Source organism: Leptolyngbya sp. PCC 6406 (assembly GCF_000332095.2).
Taxonomy (GTDB): Bacteria; Cyanobacteriota; Cyanobacteriia; order Phormidesmidales; family Phormidesmidaceae; genus PCC-6406.
On record NZ_KI913949.1, the window covers coordinates 4,756,484 to 4,774,560 of the forward strand.

Consider the following 18,077-nt stretch of genomic DNA (forward strand, 5'->3'; position numbering starts at 1 on the left):
ATGACTAGCTCCACCCCATCCAAGCTTGATCGCCCCGTTGGCAATACGGCTCCCCCTCCAGCGGATTCCCGCGATCGGGTCAGTCACTTTATGCAAGGACTCCAGGATCGCATCTGTGCTGGACTAGAGGCTGTAGATGGCCAATCCCAGTTTGAGCAAGATCAGTGGCAACGTCCAGAGGGGGGCGGAGGCCGTTCTCGGGTGATAAAGCAGGGCGGCGTGTTTGAGCAGGGCGGCGTCAACTTTTCAGAAGTGTGGGGCACCCAACTGCCCCCCTCCATTCTGGTGCAGCGCCCCGAGGCGGCGGGCCACGGCTTCTATGCCACGGGTACCTCAATGGTGCTCCATCCCCACAATCCCTACATTCCCACCGTGCATCTCAACTACCGCTATTTTGAAGCGGGGCCAGTCTGGTGGTTTGGTGGCGGGATTGACCTCACCCCCTACTACCCAGAACTGGAGGATGTGCACCATTTTCATCACACGCTCAAGGGTGCTTGCGATCGCCACCATCCTGAGTATTACCCCACGTTCAAAAAGTGGTGTGATGAATACTTTTTCCTCAAGCATCGCGGGGAAACTCGAGGCGTAGGGGGGATTTTCTTTGACTACCAGGACGGAAGACGTGGCGAGCTCTATCGTGGCCCTGCCCAGGATGGTCTGGCGGCCCACCACAGTCACCAGGTGGGCGAGTTGCCATCGCGAGATTGGGACACAATCTTCAACTTTGTCCAAGATTGTGGGGCAGCATTCTTACCTTCCTATACGCCAATTGTGGAACGCCATCGCGATCGCGCCTACAGCGATCGCGAACGGGACTTCCAACTCTATCGCCGGGGTCGCTATGTAGAGTTCAACTTGGTATACGACCGAGGTACGATCTTTGGCCTGCAAACTAATGGTCGTACCGAGTCCATCCTTATGTCCCTCCCTCCGCTAGTTCGGTGGGAATACGGTTATGAGCCCGCCTCTGACAGTCCAGAGGCCCGCCTCTACGAGGTGTTTCTCAAGCCTCAGGATTGGCTCAGTGGGGATTTTCCCCCACAGATCTAGGGCTAGGACCATTCCCAGAGCAATAATTCTGTAAAGAGGCAGCATTCTCTTCATACAATCCTCATATTTCTGCCAGTAATAAACGGGAGAAGCTGGGGCCGAGCGGGCAAACTAGCTTCATCTAGTGGTGGTCAGCCTTTTCTCTGGAGAGCTGGTAGGCTGTGAGGGTCTGGTATTAAGGAGAGCTACTCTCCCCTTAAGCCTCGCTCTCCCCTAGACTTCTTGCCGTACATCAGTCGTCTATCCGGATGAGCGACCTAGCCTAAGCAAAGTAACTTAAGACGCAGTTTACTGCCGTTCCCTTTGAGTTCTGGGAGCTAGGTGGGTAGAATGCAACTGAGCTTACAGCTCTAGGCTTTAGCGGGCGCATCCTAAGGCGGAGGTATCCCATAAAGGACAATGGATCAAAAGACGCACACAACAGATGATGGGAGACAGGTCATTGTGATCACTCCCACCGGGCGGCTTGATATCACAACGGCCTGGCAATTCCGCCTGAAACTGCAAGAGTGCATTTCCCGCGTGAGTCCCCACGTGGTGGTGAATTTAAGTCAGGTAAACTTTATTGACAGTTCCGGCTTGACTTCATTAGTGGCGGGGATGCGGGATGCTGATAAGGTGAAGGGCAGTTTTCGCATTTGCAATGTCCATCCTGAAGCCAAGCTGGTGTTTGAGGTCACCATGATGGATTCAGTCTTTGAGATTTTTGAGACTGAAGGGGAAGCCTTGGCAGGCATCCCTCGCAGAGTCGCCAGTTAATTCAGGCCCCAGCCCCTAGTGGTTCACCAAAGGAATTTTGCCGGGTTATCTCAAGCCAGAAGAGCCAATTCTTGGGGTTTTGAAGAGTTGGGAACCCTTCAAAGTTTGCTTGGCAGGCTACTAGTACAGACAGGCAGAAGAAAAAAGGCAGAAGGATGAAAAGCAATTCCTCGTGGCCACATTCAAAGCAAACGACCCACTAGTACTGGGCGGCAGAAATCTCCTTGCCGTTTTCTAACGCCGAGGCAGAGCCTCGGTGAGGATTCCCAGGCTCTGCCTGGGAATCAGGAAATAAATTTCGTAGGGTGAAAACGCTAAGGCGCGGCTTCGAATTTTATGTCGCTTGCGAACCGCGAAGCAATGCACCGCAGACATGCCACGCCTAGAGGTAATGGGCACAGGATTTCTAGCAGCCAGTACTAGGTCTCACCTACCTGGGCATATTCCGCCTCACCGAAAATAGCAGAGGCGTGTCGATAGAACTTAAACTCCAGCAGATTGTGGAAGGGATCCGCGAGAAACGCGGTGCGATGCTCCAAAGGACTGTCCACAAACCGGAGCTTAGGCTTCTGGTAAAACGTCAATCCTTGGGCCTCCGCCCGAGCGATCAGGGCTTCCCAATCGGCCTCCTGTTGAAAGACCAGACCAAAATGGCGGGGATAGATGCCCCGTTGAGGAGGCGCTGGGTCAGGGGTGACATGGGCCACGAGCTGATGGCCGTATAAATTCAAAATGAGAGAATTCGGACCTTCGCGTCCGGTTGCGCACCCGAGACCTTCCACATAAAAGGCTTTGGTTTCAGCTATGTCTGTGACCGGGAAGGCGAGGTGAAACAGCACCTTATCCATCAACAATCTCCAATCAGGCTTGCACGGGTAGGTACGCGGATGGGGACACCCGCCGCACTCTGTTCCAGAATAGAATATCCAGGAATTCCAGGGATCTCTGACATGATGCTGGCAGGGTCGGTTCTGGTATCTCTACTGGGTTCTGCTGTTAGTTGCGATCGCACCCTATGCCCATGGCTCCACCACTAGACCTGCTAACACCTTGGGGCATTGCCCTGGGCCTGAATACGTTGCTGTTGTCGGGGGCTTGGTTATCACCCAAGAAACTGCTCACTCCAGCGGGCTATCTCCACGCCTGGATTCTCGGCGTTATTGTCTGGATCTGCCTGGGCTGGCGCGGCTATGGCATCGTCATGGTGTACTTCCTCACCGGCTCTAGCGTCACCCGCATTGGCATGGCCCAAAAAGAGGCAGCGGGCATCGCGGAAAAACGATCCGGGGCGCGAGGACCAGAAAACGTCTGGGGGTCGGCGCTAGTGGGAACCCTCTGTGCGGTGGGGGTTGGCATCTTGGCAGGCCGCGAGGAGATGACCGCCGTAGTCTCCCTATTGACCTTGGCCTATGTCGCCAGTTTCAGTACAAAGCTATCGGATACGACCGCCAGTGAAGTGGGCAAAGTCTACGGCAAGCGCACCTTTTTGATCACCACCCTCCAACCCGTACCACCGGGCACCGAGGGGGCAGTGAGCCTGGAGGGCACCCTGGCGGGAATTGTCGGTTCCGCCGTGATTGCCCTAGCGGCCTGGGGCCTGGGGTTGATTTCCCCGGTGGGGATCGCCCTTTGTCTGGGAGCCGCCTTTATTGCCACCAATCTAGAAAGCGTGATTGGGGCGACCCTTCAAACCCGCTGGGGCTGGTTGACCAATGAACTGGTCAATATTGCCAATACCGCTATAGGTGCGCTGTCAGCCTTGCTTCTGGGGAGTCTAGTGGACTGAGGATGGATCCTGTCCTGTTTTCGAGCTCTCCGTCCTGCTCCCAGAACCGTTGTGGGCAGAGCATTTACCACTGTTTCCAAGCCACCGGGGACTATTTCGACCTGCGGATCCTCGTAGGATAGAAAAGCAACCTTTGATCAGATTGCGCCTACTTCCGTTTACCCCCTATTCAACGCCCAATCACACCTATGGTAGAGACCTCCTGGCTGACACCGAGCCACGGCATCATAATCGCGATGTTGGCCACCTTTGCCCTTGCCCATAGCGGCTTGGCCGCACTGCGATCGCGGGGAGAAGCCCTCATTGGAGCCCGCGCCTATCGTGTCCTCTTTGCCCTAGTCAGCTTGCCCCTAGCAGGCATCTTAATTGTCTACTTCATCAACCACCGTTACGATGGCCTGCGCCTGTGGAATCTCCAGGGCACGCCAGGGGTGGCGGCAGCAGTATGGCTCCTATCCGCCCTTTCCTTTCTCTTTCTCTATCCCGCCACGTTTAATCTGCTAGAAGTAGCCGCCATCCAGAAGCCCGAGATCCACCTCTACGAAACCGGCATTGTCCGCATCACTCGTCATCCCCAGATGGTGGGACAGGTAATCTGGTGCGTGGCCCATACCCTCTGGCTGGGGACCACGTTTATGCTCGTCACCTCTGCGGGACTCATTGCCCACCATCTGTTCGCCGTGTGGCATGGGGATCGCCGTTGGCAGGCCCGCTATGGCGATGCCTTTGAGGCAGTAAAGGCCCGAACCTCCGTGATTCCCTTTCAGGCAATTGCTCAAGGACGACAGGAACTTAAATGGCAAGAGTTCCTCAAACCCGCCTACCTGGGAGTCACAGCCTTTATATGGGGATTCTGGTGGTTTCATCCCGCCTTGATTGGTCTTACCCAGCGCTGGACTTGGTAAGGTCCAGTCAAAGAAATTAACGCAAGGCATCCCAGCGGAAACATCCCTAAATCAAACAGAAGCAGATCCAGAAATTGACGCAATACAACTGGGGATCAGCCTCAACCCATGGGGGCTCCTAAGTACCCAACATTTGTGAAAGTATTAACAATCCCCTGGATGTTACAGGACGCCAACAAACTCCGCTGGAGTAGATTTGAGAGGTTCCTTACTCCTATACAATGATCCCAATAAGCAGCTTTTGTATCCCCCCTTAATATCCCCATGTCTCTATCCGTCAATGAAGCAACCTTTGACACCGAGGTATTGAACGCCTCCCGACCCGTGTTGGTACATTTTTGGGCTCCTTGGTGTGGTATCTGCCGGATGATCGAGCCTTTGCTCCAAAGCTTTCAGAATGAATGGTCTGGACAAGTCGGTCTCGTTGATATTAATGCTGACGAAAATCTGAAACTGGCCAATCAGTATCGCCTTACGACCCTACCAACCCTCATCCTGTTTGAGAATGGCACCACCTGCCATCGCCTCGACAGCTTTCGAGGCAAGGAAGATCTGCGTATAGCCTTGGATGGCTTTATGCAAAGTCGCCAACTCGATGGCGATCGCTTGCAGCTAGGCTGGATTCGGCCCTATCGGGATCTGTCCTTTTCTGATTAGGTCATTTCTCAAAAAGAATGTCCTTAACATTGGGCACAAAGCCTTGCGCCCCTACCCCTAGAGTGGGTTTAGGTGGTCATTTTGCTGGGCTTGATGTGAATGGGCTAGATAGCCCGTGATCAGATAGTCTGGGCCGATGGGCTGGCAAGAGAGCTTATCCAGGGCGAGCGCGTCAGTCATCTGGGTAAAGCCCAATTCGGCTACGGGACTGGGGGCAGTGGCTCCGCCGATAATTTTGGGGGCGATGAAGGCCCATACCTTTTGGACACAGCCCGCCGCGATCGCAAGAGCGGCCAACTGCCCCCCACATTCCCATAGGGCGCAGAGGTGACCACGATCGCCCAAATTGGCCATCACCGCCTGGGGCGTTAACACGGGCAGAGATAGGATCTCAACCCCTTGCTCCTTAAGGGTCTCGTGTTGTTGAGGATTGGGATCCGGCCCACAAAATACCACGGTAGGGGCGACCGTGACATCCCAAAGATGGGCGGCGGCGGGAAGGTCTAACTGGCGGCTCATCACCACCCGCAGGGGATTGCGATGGTCAGAGACCGGCCCAAAGGGGCCATCGCACTGCCCATGACTGGTGAGATGGGGATTATCGCGGCGCACCGTATTCCCCCCCACAATCACCGCATCGCAGCGGCTCCGTAGACGATGGACCTCCCGGCGGGCCGCTGGGCTAGTCACCCAGGCACTGTGACCACTGGTGGTGGCGATTTTGCCATCCAGAGTCATGGCATATTTCAAAATTCCAAAGGGCCGCTGGTGCAGAATCCGGTGGACAAAACCCTCATTCAATCGTTGACAAGCAGGCTCCTCAATACCCACATCCACAGTGAGTCCCGCCCGCCGCAGCCGCACAATCCCCCCCCCCGCCACACGAGGGTCCGGATCTACCATGCCCACCACCACCCGTCGAATACCCGCCGCCAAGATCGCTTCGGTACAGGGGGGCGTCCGTCCCGTATGGTTACAAGGCTCCAGATTCACATATAAAGTCGCCCCCTGGGCTAAGTCCCCCGCCGCCCGCAGGGCAAAGACCTCAGCATGGGGTTGACCGGCCTGGGGATGGTAGCCTTCACCAACCGCGATGCCATCACGAACAATCACCGATCCGACTAGGGGATTGGGGGCTGTTTGACCCGCAGCTTGGGCCGCCAGAGCCAGACATCGCTGCATCCATCGTTGATCCTCTGGGCTCACCCTTGCCTCAGTCATACCTGTACTCCTCATGGTCAGTCCATCGTGATCCTAGGGGTTGATAGGGCTGATATCCCAAGCACTGCTGGCGAGAATCTGCTCGGGGATAGCATGTGGAAACTTCAAGGGTTTGCTACCGTTTTGTCAATGCAATCTTCAAAAATCCCGTGGTTCTACCTCTCCGTGACGAAAATCCTGTCCAGATTACGCCCTACATCACCTATGGGTTAATCCTCATCAACATCCTCGTCTTCTTATACGAGTTGACCCTCTCTCCCATAGAGTTGATGACCTTCTTTCGCACCTGGGCCGTGGTGCCAGAACAACTCACCGCCAGCTTTCAGGGAGATGGGTCCTTGCCCCGAGAAGGAATCACCCTGATCTCTAGCCAGTTTCTCCATGCCGGATTTTTCCACGTGGGGGGCAACATGCTCTATCTGTGGATTTTTGGCAACAACGTGGAGGAACAGCTAGGCCGATGGCGGTTCCTGCTGTTCTACCTCGGCTGTGGGGTATTAGCTTCCCTGACCCAGTGGTATTTCAGTATGGGATCAGAGGTGCCTTCCCTCGGGGCCAGTGGTGCGATCGCAGGGGTCATGGGAGCCTATATCTTCCGTTTCCCCAGGGTGAAGATTTTGACCTTGGTGCCTTTAGGATTTTTCCTGACGACATTTCGCATTCCAGCGGTGTTGTATTTGGGGATCTGGTTTTTGCAGCAGGCCCTCTACGGCATTGCCAGCCTCAATGTCCCTGCCAATGTGGGGATGGAGGCGGGGGGCGTGGCCTATTGGGCTCATGCCGGGGGATTTGTATTTGGAGCCATTTTGGGACCCCTGCTGGGGCTATTTGACAATATTTCCCCCTCCAAATCCTAGGGCGTGTGGACAATTAACGAGACATCCTTGCGGTGCATTGCTTCGCGTGATGAAACCGGTATGTGCCATTAAAGTTCAGGAAAACTCAGGAAAACTCAGGATAGACTCAAAGGCAGCATCAGGGTAAACACTGAGTAGTGGAACGATGGACTTTGATACAGCGTTTCGGCATGCAGACCAGGCCATCCAACAGGTGCGGGATGGGGTGGGCTTGCGGGATGTAGAGCGGGACGTGCTTTCAGAGTCTTGGGACGGGCAGACCTATGACCAAATGGCGGTTCGGTTAGGCTACACCAAGGGGTATCTCAGTCGCGATGTCGGCCCCCACCTCTGGCAAGATCTCACCAAGGCGCTAGAGATGCCGGTGAGCAAGAAAAACTTTCGCACGGCTATCGAACGCTGGATGCATCGTCAAGGGGTCGCTGCTGGTGTCTCAGAATTTCCTCTCGGTCCCCCGGACAACGGTCTCGTTCCTAGCCCGTCCCTGAAGCCTAAATTGCCTGCCGATTGGGGCAGTCTCCGCATTGCCATCACTGGGTTTTGTGGCCGGGATCAGGAGCTGACCCAACTCAGCCACTGGGCCTTAGATAAGCACTCTCGCCTGATTGGGGTGGTGGGCGTTCCTGGGGTCGGAAAAACCTGGCTGGCGGTGAAGTTTTTGCAGCAGAACCAGCAGCGCTTTCACCGCGTGGTGTATCTCAGCCTGGAGGACCGACCCACGCCCCAGAACCTGGTTTTGGAAATTCTGACGGGCCTCAATATTGAGTATGATTGCGCGGTTTCTTTTACCACCCTGGTCCGGGCTTTGGTGCAGGAGTTAGCCCAGAAAGCCTATGCCCTGGTTATTGACGGGGTAGAGGTATTTCACCAGGTGGGAGATTTAGCAGGTAGCTATAGCCCCACTTTTGAGGATTATGATTACCTGCTCCAGCGGTTACGAGACGATAACCATCGGAGCTGTGTGTTGTGGGTGGGGCGGGAAATGCCGAGCACCCTGAGTACAGGGTTAGGGGCGCGATCGCGCTGTCTTGTCCTCAAGGGATTATCCCCTTCAGCCCTAGAGGAATGGTCTTTGGGGATGCCCAGCCTCCAGATCAGCTCCAGTAACTGGCAAATTATTCATCGCCAATACGGAGGTATCCCTCGGCTAATGCAACATCTGGTGGCCCATCTCCAGGTCTTTGGTCCTGGGCTCCAGGCTAATTTCCAGGCCAGTCTTCAGGCCCATCTTCAGGCAGAACAATCCCAGGCCGATCCCCTGTTACCGGCCATGGTTAACTACTTAGACGATTGGTTGACGGCTCTCAGTGAATCGGAGCAGGCGGTGCTGACGGAATTGGCTATCGGCCATCGTCCCTTGTCCCCTGAAGCCCTGAGCACCCTGGAGGGCCGGGATCGTCTGGCGCTGATGCTCTCCTTGCAAAACCGGGGGCTGTGTCAACTGGGGGTAGCCCCGAGGGCTAAACTCACCCTAGTTCTGCCCTCCCTTCTCGGGGGCTACCTGTGCGAACGATGGGTGTCTACGTTTCGGCAGGCCACTTTTCGGCAGGGTCGGGAGACGGACTGGCTTCAGGGGCTCCATCGCTATCCCCTGATTCAACCCGAGAGCCCGGAGCATATTCAGCGTTGGCAACGCCGTCATCTGCTGGAACCAATTGCAGCGGTTTTGGCAGACCAGATCCCTGTGGCCGATCGTCTGCCTTGGGTTCAACGGTTGCTCCAGGCTAGCCGCGAGCTGCCCCCTCAGCCCCAGGGCTTTAGTCCCGGCAATCTCCTCAACTTGGCTCAACATTGGCAATTGCCCCTAGTGGCGTTGGATTGCTGTCATCTATCTTTGCGGGGAACCGATCTCCAGAGCGATCAGTTTCAGGGTGTTTCCTTGGCGGGCGCAAGTCTGGCCCAGACAGCCCTAGCCAAACCCCTGGGGCGATCTCCTGTGCTGGCGCTGACCCCCGATGGCACTGCGATCGCAGTGGGAGATCAATCGGGCTGTCTGTTAGTGTGGCGCACAGAGGACGGTCGTCTAGAGGCGGGGTTGAGGCTAGGCTCCTCCAGTGCCGTGAGTGCCATTGCCCTCAGCCCCGACGGCAAGACCCTGGCAGAGGGTCACCGGGAGGGTCAAGTTCAACTGTGGTCCCTGCCCAATATCTCCGGCCCCGAGGTCTTAGCGGCTACAGCTAATGCCGCCATTCAGGCCCTCACCTTTGATCCCCAGGGTCAATGGCTGGCCGCAGGGGATAGCGCTGGAACCCTTTACCTATGGGGCTTAGCCTCGGGGGAATGCTACTGCCAACGCTTGGCCCATAGCGGTGGTATTGCTGCGATCGCGGCGAGTCCCTGTGGCCGCTTCCTCACCACCAGTGGGCGGGATGGCATGGCCAGGGAGTGGCACGCAGATAGTGGGGAACCCCGCCATCATTTTCGGGGGCGGGTAGTCGCTTGGTTGGGGACCGTAGGCTATGGGCCGGGGGCTAGCAGTGAGGATCCCCCTCGTGCTGTCACCCTAGGCTGTGACGAGGGACAAATTGTCCTGTGGGAAATTGCCTCAGGGTTTGCCTGTCGAATCATGGAGGGGACCTGTGAAACGGTGATGGCGGCAGCGATCAGCCCCGATGGCCGCTATGGGGCCGTCGGCGACGTGGCCCGCACCGTGCGCCTGTGGGATCTGACCACGGGCCAATTGCTCAAGACTCGCAACCTCAATACCCTAGTCCATACCCTGGCCTTTAGCCCCCAGGGGGATCGGTTGATGGTCTCTAGCGACTACCAAGTACAACTGTGGCAGGTTCCCAGTTGCGATCGCTGGCGGACCTGGGGCGGCCATTATCCCCTAGCAACCGCCCTCGCTCTGACTGGAGATTCCCCGCCTCGAATTCTCAGCGCCCATCCCAATCACACCCTGCGCTGTTGGGGGCAAGATACCCTGACTCCCCACTGGCGACCCCAAACCCGGCTCAAACTCACTTTTTCGGGTGCCCTACGCATCCTCGCAACTGGATCGCTAAACCAGATGTGGATCGTAGGAGATGAGATGGAGTTGCATCTCTGGCACTGTGGAAAACAGGAATGGTTAGGGGGGATTCGCCCCGAAGCGCCCCTAACAACCCTAGCCCTGGATGCCACGGAAACCTGGTTGGCTCTTGGGGATGACCAAGGTAACCTCAGCCTCTGGCATCTACCGACCCGGACTCGCCAATGGAGCACCCCAGCCCATGATCGCGCCATTGGCGCGATCGCCTTTGCTCCCGATGGCGAGACGCTGGTGTGTGGGAGCCACGACCATAGTCTCAGCGGTTGGGATTGTCAGGGCCAGGAATGGCTGCGGCTAGGTAGCCATCATCGGCGCATTCACACCCTCTGTTTTGCTCCAGAGGGGCATACCCTGTTCAGTGGTAGTCGGGATGGGACGGTGCGTCAGTGGGATCTGTCTACCCAAACCCTGATGTCCACCTGGGAGTCTCCCCGGCCTCTGATTTATTGCATTACCCTAGATGTCGAGGGCACACCCTTGGCTGTGGTCGGGGATACCCAAACCCTAGAGATATGGAATCTGTCCCAGCGACAACGGTCCTTTACCTTGGACAGCCCCCAGCCGCTATGGCATGTGGCCCCAAGTGCCGATGGGTGCTGGCTAATGACCGCCACCACCAGCGGCCAAATTACCCTCTGGGATTTGGCGACCGGGGATATGTATGGACAGCTTCGAGTCGATCGACCCTATGAATCCATGATTATCGATGGCTGTCAGGGGCTCACGGAGGTGGAACGGCAGATGCTCTATGCCTTGGGGGCGGTGGAAGGCTAACAGGCTTTATTCTGCCGTTTTATTTTACTACTCTATTGCGCTGCATTAGGCCGCTCTATCCTTCTATCCCACCGTCAGCAGATCAATGGCTCGCTGTGCCCGTGCCCGGACTAAAATTTCTTCGTCTGCGATCGCACGCTGTTGGAGAGCCTCCAGGCAGGTAGTGATGCTGGCCTCCGGGTTTGCCACTGCTAGGGTCGATGCAGCACAGGTAACAAGAGTTCCCCCATTATCTGACTCCGGGATATTAGCACCCAGGGCGGTGGCTAGACCCGCCAAGCCGACAACCGCAGCGTAGCGCACCACCCATTCAGGGTCCGCTGAGGCCATTAACAGAGCCGCTTGGACAGAGGCTTGGGCAGGGGCGATCTCACCCGACGCCATGTCCTGCCAGCGGAGGGCTCCCAAACCCTTAGCTGCGGCCCGTCGCACACTCAGGGCGAAGTCACCTCGAGCCGTATCCACCAAAATCTCTAGGGCACGAAGATCACCGATGAGGGCCAAGGCGCGAATGGCCCAGGCTCGGGCTCCGTAGTTATAGCCATCAATCTGTTCCAGCAAGGCGGGAACCGCCGCCGCCCCCAGTCCCACCAGCCCATCCACTGCCATCACCGCCGCACCGGGATTGTTGAACCCCAAAACTGTGATCAGGGTGGGAATAGCCGCTGGATCCTTTGCCATGGCAAGGCTACGCACCGCCTGCACCAGTGCCAACGCTGAATCCGCTGCCTCAACGGCACGGATACGCTCCTGAATTGAACCCGTTTCTATGACCAAGGTCTACGCTACTCTCCCTGGGGACTCTAGGCGATGGATATCAGAGTAATTCATCCATTAAATCCATCACTGCGATCACACGATCGCTCAGCACCGGAGGCTGGCCCTCGGGAGCCGTCAGATGTTGATCCAGCAGTCCCTTCAGGGCAATCAGCTTGAGGCTATTTTCCGCCAGTGTGGCAGCGATGGCCTCCGCTGCGGGCAGATAGCCCACCGCCCCCAGATCCATCAACGCCGATCGTCGCAGTTGCAGAGTCGGGCTTTGCAGCACCGTGACAAGTTGTTCCGCGTACTGCTCTTCCCCGGTGAGCTGGTAAAGTGCACGGGCGGCAGAGTTCTGTACTGCTGGCACCGAGTGACGGAGAAAGGGCCGAATTGCCGCGATCGCAGTCGTAGCCTTCAACATGCCGAGGGTTTCTAGAATAGCCCCGTAGGGCTCCACTAGGTGGGGTTTCCCTGGTACCGGCACTGCCGCCTCAACCCCTCCCACCAGCTTGGCTTGGAGGGCCTCAATACAGGTGCGATCACCCAAATCCCCTAGGGCTTGGGCCGCCGCCTCCCGGACATAATAGTCCGGACAATCGAGACACTGAATCAGAGCTAGACCCACGCTGGGATCCTGAAGTTTTCCCAGTGCCCGAGCCGCATTTCGCCGCAGAGGATAACCGCCATCAGGAGAACGGTCAGCCTCATCATCCAAGGCCGTTACCAACGCCGCGATCGCAGCAGGCTGAGACACTCGAAACCGCCCCAGCCACCAAGCAGCGTAATACCGCAGGCTGGGGTCATCGGTTTGATTGAGGTTAGCAATAGCCTGCTCAACCGTCAAAGACTCACTGGGCATCGCGCCCTCTACCATCGTCATGGGTGCTTCGGACAGATGACTAGCTGGAACAGCCTTCACCGACAGCATTCAGTGACTTAATGCTGACAATAGTGCCTCCCATGCGGGTAATCCGCTGCATCTCTTGATTCATGCGGCTATAGGGCACTTTGATAAAGACACTACCACTGCTGCGGATAGGATAGCCGTTTTGATCGGTGGCTTCGTTCTGGCGTAGACCAGTGACTTCATACACAAACAGGCGTCCCTTCGCAGGGGAGGCCGTGGCGGTCCCAAAGGCGTTTTGACCCAGCATGACTTTAGACATCTCCTGTGATTCTCAAAATACAGGGGCTAGTACCCATGGACGAGACGGCGAGCATTCTGCCCCCTAGCCCATGACACCTAACTCCTCAACCGATATCGAGCTGCTAGGGTAAAGGACAAATTAGTCTCCCCACCGCTAGCAGCCCTATCCCAGAGTAGACCCTCTAGTTGCCAGCAAATGTGACGCTAGAGACCCGGCCCCCACTACGGCTAATTTGTTGTAACTTAGCGGACAACTGCTCGTAGGGCACCAGATAAGCCGTGTTCGTGCGTCGGACCCGAGGATAGCCCCGACCAACACCGCCCACCACTTCAACTCGGTAGAGTTTACTGTCCTGTCCACCAAAAGGAGTGCTCCCTCCCAGGGATTTGCTGGGGGTGGTATTGCCCTTGCGGGTATCGGTCGAGCTCGATCCAGGTGGTTTGATGGAAGAGGCTTGATTGCGGCCTAGTTCTCCAGCCAGCCGAGATTGCCGCCCAGCAGACTGGGTACGATCGCTAGTGGCATAGCCCCGATACAGTTGAAAAATCCGGGTAAAGCCCGTGCTGCGCTGCCCAGCCTGATAGACAAAGCTGCGGTAGTGAGGCACAACATTGTCCCCAAAGCTAGCCTGGTACTCTTCACTGTCAATAAAGGAATCGACATCGGCGTCGTAGCCTTCATTCTCGTAGCGATCCAGGTGCTCAACCACCTCCGACTCTTCGTAGGGAGCGCGGCCCAGCAGGTGCTTAAACTGCAACTCAATGACGCGAGTCTGGAAGTTACCGTAAAAGAATTTGTTTTTATAAAGCTCGGACTTAGCTACGGCCCGCACAAATTCTCGTACAGAAATGTGGCCGTCTCGCAGAAGCGACTCCGCACTGACGAGGCGCTCGGACTTCATCAAATAATCATTGCCCAGCAGGTGACGATACACCGCTTGAATGACTTGACTCGCATCCTCCCGGCTCCAGTTGGCCCGCAACTCGACCACTCCGGTCTCGTCAAAGGGCGCAGTTCCCAGGCGGGATGCCGCTGTCGTAATAGGCACGATCCCATCCTCCTAAGGTAAAGGTCATTAACATCAAATTGGCCCTGATGCACCGATTACTTCCCTTCCGAGAAGTAATCACTGGGAATCAGGGCAATTTTGTTTTTTAAAACAAGGTCTAGGCTTGGGTGATGCTGGTCACTCGACCCCCAGCACGGTTGATCTGCTGAAGCCTACTAGACAGTTGCTCGTAGGACACCAGATATTCCGCACTGCTGCGACGCACCTGGGGCAGTCGGCCCGGAGCCGATGCCTGGTTTACCCGCAGTCGGTAGAACTTCTCGCGATCGCCACCAGCTGCGCCCACCATGGCCGACCCTGTGTTAGCGTTTGAGACGGGGGAAGCAGAGTTTTTAGCCAGCTCCTGCACGAGACGAGCGCGAACACCAGCATGCTGGCTGCGATCGCTCGTCGCGTACCCCCGATATAGCTTGAAAAACCGTGGGAAACCCACGGTTTTTTGCTGACGCTGGGTCAGATAGCCTCGGCTGAAGGGCACCACGCTATCTCCAAAGTTATCGCCGTACTCCGCCGAATCAATGTAGGAATTGATCTCAGCTTCGTATCCAGCGTGAACGTAGAGGTCTGTGTGGTGAGCTACCTCATCTTGGCTGTAGGGCGCACGCCCCAACAGATGCTTGAAATTCAGCTCAATAAATCGATTTTGAGGTCCAGAAAGGAAGAATTTTTCCCGGTAGAGATCAGAAAGTGCCAGTGCTCGCACAAAGTCGCGCACCGAAACATCTCCCTGCCGCAATAGGGACTCAGCACTAACCAGCCGTTCGCTGGCCATGATGTACTGATTGCCGAAAACCTGACGGTAGGCGGCGCGAATAACCGCCGTGCTATCATCTTGGGTCCAATTCTGACGTAACTCTACTGGCCTCGACTCGTCGAATGGGGACACCCCTAGGCGTCCCGCCGCAGTTGTGACTGCCATTTGCCGGTCTCCTTGGCACTTTCAGATACAACAATGCCCGGACAGGCAAACAACCGTTAACAAAAATGCTAACAACTGTTTGCCCCTCCGGGCAATCCCGCTAGTCTAGCTCAGGGCGTTGACTGCGTAGTCGATGTAGGAGTTAGCTTCAGTAGCTGCATCGCCACTTAGACCATGGTTGGCTTTGACATACTTCAGCGCTTCGACGTACCAGCTGGGGGACAGTTCGAAGGTGCTGTTGATTTCATCAAGACCAGCAATTAGGTACTCGTCCATGGGGCCGGTGCCACCAGCCACACAGCAGTAGGTAACCATGCGCAGGTAGTAGCCGATGTCACGAGCGCACTTGTCCTTACCACGCTGATCGAAGGCGTAGTTAGCACCTTGCATTTGGGTGGTGTAGGGGAACTTGTTGTAAACGGCTTGAGCAGCACCGCTGACCAAGCTGTCAGCTTTAGCGGTCAGAGCTTTAGCAGCTTCTAGACCGGATTGAGCTTGACGCAGGCGACCAAAGGCCACTTGCAGTTCAGAAGCACTCAGGAAACGACCTTGGGAATCAGCAGTAGCCACTGCTTCAGTCAGAGGAGTTTTCATTGTGGATGTCTCCGTAAAGTTGATCTTGTTGGTTTAGAGAAGTTAGCGCGGAGGCGCTTGAAAACTGCCTAGGACTAGGCAACAGCAGCAGCAGCAGCATCAAAGTAGCTGGCGATCTCAGACTGGAGCGCACTGCAATCACCAGCGGTGATACCAGCGGGATCCATGACGATGGAGAGAGCAGCAGCCTTCATTTTCTCAATACCAGCAGCTACGGAAGCTCCGGGGACGCCCAGAGCAACATAGGTTTCACGCAGGCCATTCAGACAACGATCGTTGAGAACGCTGGCGTCGCCAGTGAAGGTTGCGTAGGTGATGTAGCGCAGGACGATTTCCATGTCGCGGAGACAAGCAGCCATGCGACGGTTGGTGTAAGCGTTGCCACCAGGAGCGATGAGTTGGGGCTGCTCGGAGAACAGAGCGCGAGCTGCGTCGCCAACGATCTTGGAAGCGCTACCGGTCATACGGTTGACGGCATCAATCCGCTTTAGGCCACCGGATACGACTGCGCTCAGGGCATCCATTTGAGAGCCGGACAGAAAGTCGCCACGAGCATCAGCTTGGGAAACGACTTTAGTGTATGCATCAAACATTTACTCAATCTCCTAGATAGTTGAGTTTCGGTTTGTCTTTTGACTGGTTTCACGGCTAGTTCAGCTTGGGGCTGCTCTAAATCCGCGTATGGGAGGATCTTAAAGACAGGCAATGGCCGCACTCCTCATTTCTTGATATTTCTTCAATGTCTGCCACAGGTTGTTACCTAATGAAACATTGGAGTCAATTATGAGAAGGCTGCGATCCACAGTGAGAACCCAGAAGGAGTCAATAAAATGCTTGTCCCGTCTGGATTTCATGAACTGTAGAAAACCCTCATGAATTTATATACACCACTCCCTGGGGCTTTATTATTTACAAGTTATTAAGGGTTTTGGGTGCGATCGCACCTTCCCAAAGACTCAATGGCTAGCCCTGATAGGGTTTCCAAGATCTCCAAGTTGATTTATCCCCTCATTTTTCTTTACGAAACTCAACAATCAAAGAAAGGTTAGGGGCATAAATATGGCTTTTGCCCTAGCTCAAGGTCACTTCATGGGCATAGCTAGCACGGGGGCTAAACTGAAACGCTCCCGCGAGGGATCCCCATAGGTGCTCGTCAGTATCCGGGTCGCGTCCCCGATCCCAACTGGTAAAGTGTTGGCCATCAATCTCAAATTCGCTGTCTAGGTAGGTGGTTTTACCGTTACGGACCACCATGCAGGCTTTTCCAGGCTCAACCTGGCCTCGAAAGCTGTGGCCGGTCCAATCCACCGTCATGTTGCATCCCGGCATCCTTTCTAGGTGGGCCGCAGTGAGGGAACTGAGGCGATCTCGATCGCGGGCAGCCCCATGAAAGCTGGCCTCATCCTGAATCAGGTAGTTTTCGATCTGAATCTTCCCGTCTACCAGAATTAGCTTCAGCACCCGTGCCCGGTAAGGCTGGGTCAGCATGAAATCATAGGCTTGCTCTAGGTACAGACTGACCCCACCCATGAGGGTGTAGGGCAGGGGTCGCATACACACTCGAATGTGAGCAAACAGGGGAGGATTCTCAAAGGCTTGGGGCTGGTTGCTAAAGTCTGCGGCCATCCAGCGGGCTAAGGTAGCGATGTCAGCGGCGTGGGTCATAGTCGAAAAGCTACAGGCGCGGCAACGGTCAATACTGTGATGCCATTGTAAGCGCTTGGGTTTTGCTTCTCTATGCTGCTGGCGAGGCTAGTCGTGTTCCCCGCGTGGCTCCGAGGGGAATTCCCTGTTTCCTGCTATTTCCTTCGACTCCGCTCAGGAAACAGCCAACTTTCCAAATCTGGTGTCTTAACGCCGTTGCTCTAGGTACTGGCCAATGACCTGCTCTTCCCCTGCACGGGAAATGATGGTCTGGCGAGTACGGGTGCGATCGCCGATGAGCTTGATTTCTTCTTCAAAGCTGGAACCGTCATAGACGGTTTTCAGAACCATCGTGCGGGGGTCGAGGAAATAGTAATCTGCTGTTACAGGCTTACTCGTGGCAAAACCGCGATCGCGAAATAGCGTCGAGCCCCGCACCCCAAATAGGGTGGAGCCCACTACGGGTTTGCGGCCTGTTTTGATGTAGTTGCTTTCCCAAGACACCTGGGCTCCACAGACTAATGGTTGGGATGCTTCCAAGTGATGCAGTTGCGAGAGGTGTCGCAGTTCAGCACTGTCAGCCTCCAGAAAGCGGATGGTTAGATCACTCACAACCTCTTGGGCTTCTCCGCTCTTGAGGGTGTAGTAGCGCCGCTCAGAGCGCCAGTCCCCTTCGCAATGGCGAAAGAAAGCAGTGACCAGAGGTTCTGCAAGGATCCGAGCCGTATCAAGGGAGTAGGGCATAGGCTTGGGCCAGAAAATTAGGGATGAACAACCGACAAACGAGTCAAAAGACAAAACCGAAACCAGCCTAACGGGGGACCGAAACCCATCAAGGCCAATTACCCAAGGAGCAACCCAGTTCAAGACCTAAACCCTGCGACAATTAATCGCGAAA

18 protein-coding genes are annotated in these 18,077 nt (G+C 55.8%); 7 read left to right on the forward strand and 11 right to left on the reverse strand.

The features are described 5' to 3' along the window. Positions 1–1,053 (forward strand): oxygen-dependent coproporphyrinogen oxidase, encoded by a 1,053-nt coding sequence (gene hemF / locus LEP6406_RS0221270; protein WP_008314468.1) that lies wholly within the window; start codon positions 1–3, stop codon positions 1,051–1,053. 399 nt (positions 1,054–1,452) lie between these two features. Next, complete coding sequence (locus LEP6406_RS0221275; RefSeq protein ID WP_008314466.1) at positions 1,453–1,812, forward strand: STAS domain-containing protein; 360 nt, start codon at positions 1,453–1,455, stop codon at positions 1,810–1,812. Between the two features lie 419 nt (positions 1,813–2,231). Here the strand turns inward: LEP6406_RS0221275 and LEP6406_RS0221280 are convergent, their stop codons facing one another. After that, complete coding sequence (locus tag LEP6406_RS0221280; RefSeq protein WP_008314462.1) at positions 2,232–2,660, reverse strand: VOC family protein; 429 nt, start codon at positions 2,658–2,660, stop codon at positions 2,232–2,234. Between the two features lie 173 nt (positions 2,661–2,833). Between LEP6406_RS0221280 and LEP6406_RS0221285 the strand changes: the two genes are divergently transcribed. The 3 genes from LEP6406_RS0221285 to LEP6406_RS0221295 all read left to right on the forward strand — a co-directional run bounded on the left by LEP6406_RS0221285 (position 2,834) and on the right by LEP6406_RS0221295 (position 5,160). Beyond that, entirely contained in the window at positions 2,834–3,598 is a 765-nt protein-coding gene (locus LEP6406_RS0221285; RefSeq protein ID WP_027269330.1) for a TIGR00297 family protein, read from the forward strand. Positions 3,599–3,786: 188 nt separating this feature from the next. Next, positions 3,787–4,503, forward strand: coding sequence for an NnrU family protein (locus LEP6406_RS0221290; protein ID WP_008314459.1), 717 nt, complete (start codon positions 3,787–3,789; stop codon positions 4,501–4,503). A 264-nt stretch (positions 4,504–4,767) separates the two neighbouring features. Then, a complete protein-coding gene (locus LEP6406_RS0221295; RefSeq protein WP_008314457.1) occupies positions 4,768–5,160 on the forward strand; it encodes a thioredoxin family protein in 393 nt (130 codons plus the stop codon). Positions 5,161–5,217: 57 nt separating this feature from the next. On the opposite strand, the gene ribD is transcribed toward LEP6406_RS0221295, so the two are convergent. After that, complete coding sequence (gene ribD, locus LEP6406_RS0221300; RefSeq protein ID WP_008314455.1) at positions 5,218–6,381, reverse strand: bifunctional diaminohydroxyphosphoribosylaminopyrimidine deaminase/5-amino-6-(5-phosphoribosylamino)uracil reductase RibD; 1,164 nt, start codon at positions 6,379–6,381, stop codon at positions 5,218–5,220. A 149-nt stretch (positions 6,382–6,530) separates the two neighbouring features. On the opposite strand from ribD, the gene LEP6406_RS0221305 reads away from it, so the two are divergent. Together LEP6406_RS0221305 and LEP6406_RS0221310 are read left to right on the forward strand one after the other, a co-directional pair. Beyond that, positions 6,531–7,238 (forward strand): rhomboid family intramembrane serine protease, encoded by a 708-nt coding sequence (locus tag LEP6406_RS0221305; protein ID WP_008314453.1) that lies wholly within the window; start codon positions 6,531–6,533, stop codon positions 7,236–7,238. Between the two features lie 145 nt (positions 7,239–7,383). Next, positions 7,384–11,043 (forward strand): WD40 repeat domain-containing protein, encoded by a 3,660-nt coding sequence (locus LEP6406_RS0221310; protein ID WP_008314450.1) that lies wholly within the window; start codon positions 7,384–7,386, stop codon positions 11,041–11,043. A gap of 63 nt (positions 11,044–11,106) precedes the next feature. Here LEP6406_RS0221310 and LEP6406_RS0221315 read toward each other — a convergent pair whose 3' ends face one another. The 9 genes from LEP6406_RS0221315 to LEP6406_RS0221355 all read right to left on the reverse strand — a co-directional run bounded on the left by LEP6406_RS0221315 (position 11,107) and on the right by LEP6406_RS0221355 (position 17,923). Further along, positions 11,107–11,820, reverse strand: coding sequence for a HEAT repeat domain-containing protein (locus LEP6406_RS0221315; protein ID WP_008314448.1), 714 nt, complete (start codon positions 11,818–11,820; stop codon positions 11,107–11,109). A 40-nt stretch (positions 11,821–11,860) separates the two neighbouring features. After that, complete coding sequence (locus LEP6406_RS0221320) at positions 11,861–12,685, reverse strand: HEAT repeat domain-containing protein (protein ID WP_263971210.1); 825 nt, start codon at positions 12,683–12,685, stop codon at positions 11,861–11,863. 19 nt (positions 12,686–12,704) lie between these two features. Continuing rightward, the gene (locus tag LEP6406_RS0221325; RefSeq protein ID WP_304607859.1) at positions 12,705–12,971 is read right to left on the reverse strand and encodes a phycobilisome linker polypeptide; all 267 of its coding nucleotides are present in this window, start codon (positions 12,969–12,971) and stop codon (positions 12,705–12,707) included. A 163-nt stretch (positions 12,972–13,134) separates the two neighbouring features. Further along, entirely contained in the window at positions 13,135–14,001 is an 867-nt protein-coding gene (locus LEP6406_RS0221330; RefSeq protein WP_008314442.1) for a phycobilisome linker polypeptide, read from the reverse strand. Positions 14,002–14,119: 118 nt separating this feature from the next. Further along, positions 14,120–14,941: a phycobilisome linker polypeptide gene (locus LEP6406_RS0221335; protein ID WP_008314440.1), complete on the reverse strand. Its 822-nt coding sequence runs from the start codon at positions 14,939–14,941 to the stop codon at positions 14,120–14,122. A 105-nt stretch (positions 14,942–15,046) separates the two neighbouring features. Then, a complete protein-coding gene (gene cpcA / locus LEP6406_RS0221340; RefSeq protein WP_008314438.1) occupies positions 15,047–15,535 on the reverse strand; it encodes a phycocyanin subunit alpha in 489 nt (162 codons plus the stop codon). Between the two features lie 74 nt (positions 15,536–15,609). After that, the gene (locus LEP6406_RS0221345) at positions 15,610–16,128 is read right to left on the reverse strand and encodes a phycocyanin subunit beta (RefSeq protein WP_008314436.1); all 519 of its coding nucleotides are present in this window, start codon (positions 16,126–16,128) and stop codon (positions 15,610–15,612) included. A 478-nt stretch (positions 16,129–16,606) separates the two neighbouring features. Then, positions 16,607–17,200, reverse strand: a complete 594-nt coding sequence (locus LEP6406_RS0221350) for a chromophore lyase CpcT/CpeT (protein WP_008314430.1) — start codon at positions 17,198–17,200, stop codon at positions 16,607–16,609. A 186-nt stretch (positions 17,201–17,386) separates the two neighbouring features. Continuing rightward, positions 17,387–17,923: a phycobiliprotein lyase gene (locus LEP6406_RS0221355; protein WP_008314428.1), complete on the reverse strand. Its 537-nt coding sequence runs from the start codon at positions 17,921–17,923 to the stop codon at positions 17,387–17,389. Positions 17,924–18,077: the final 154 nt, after the last annotated feature.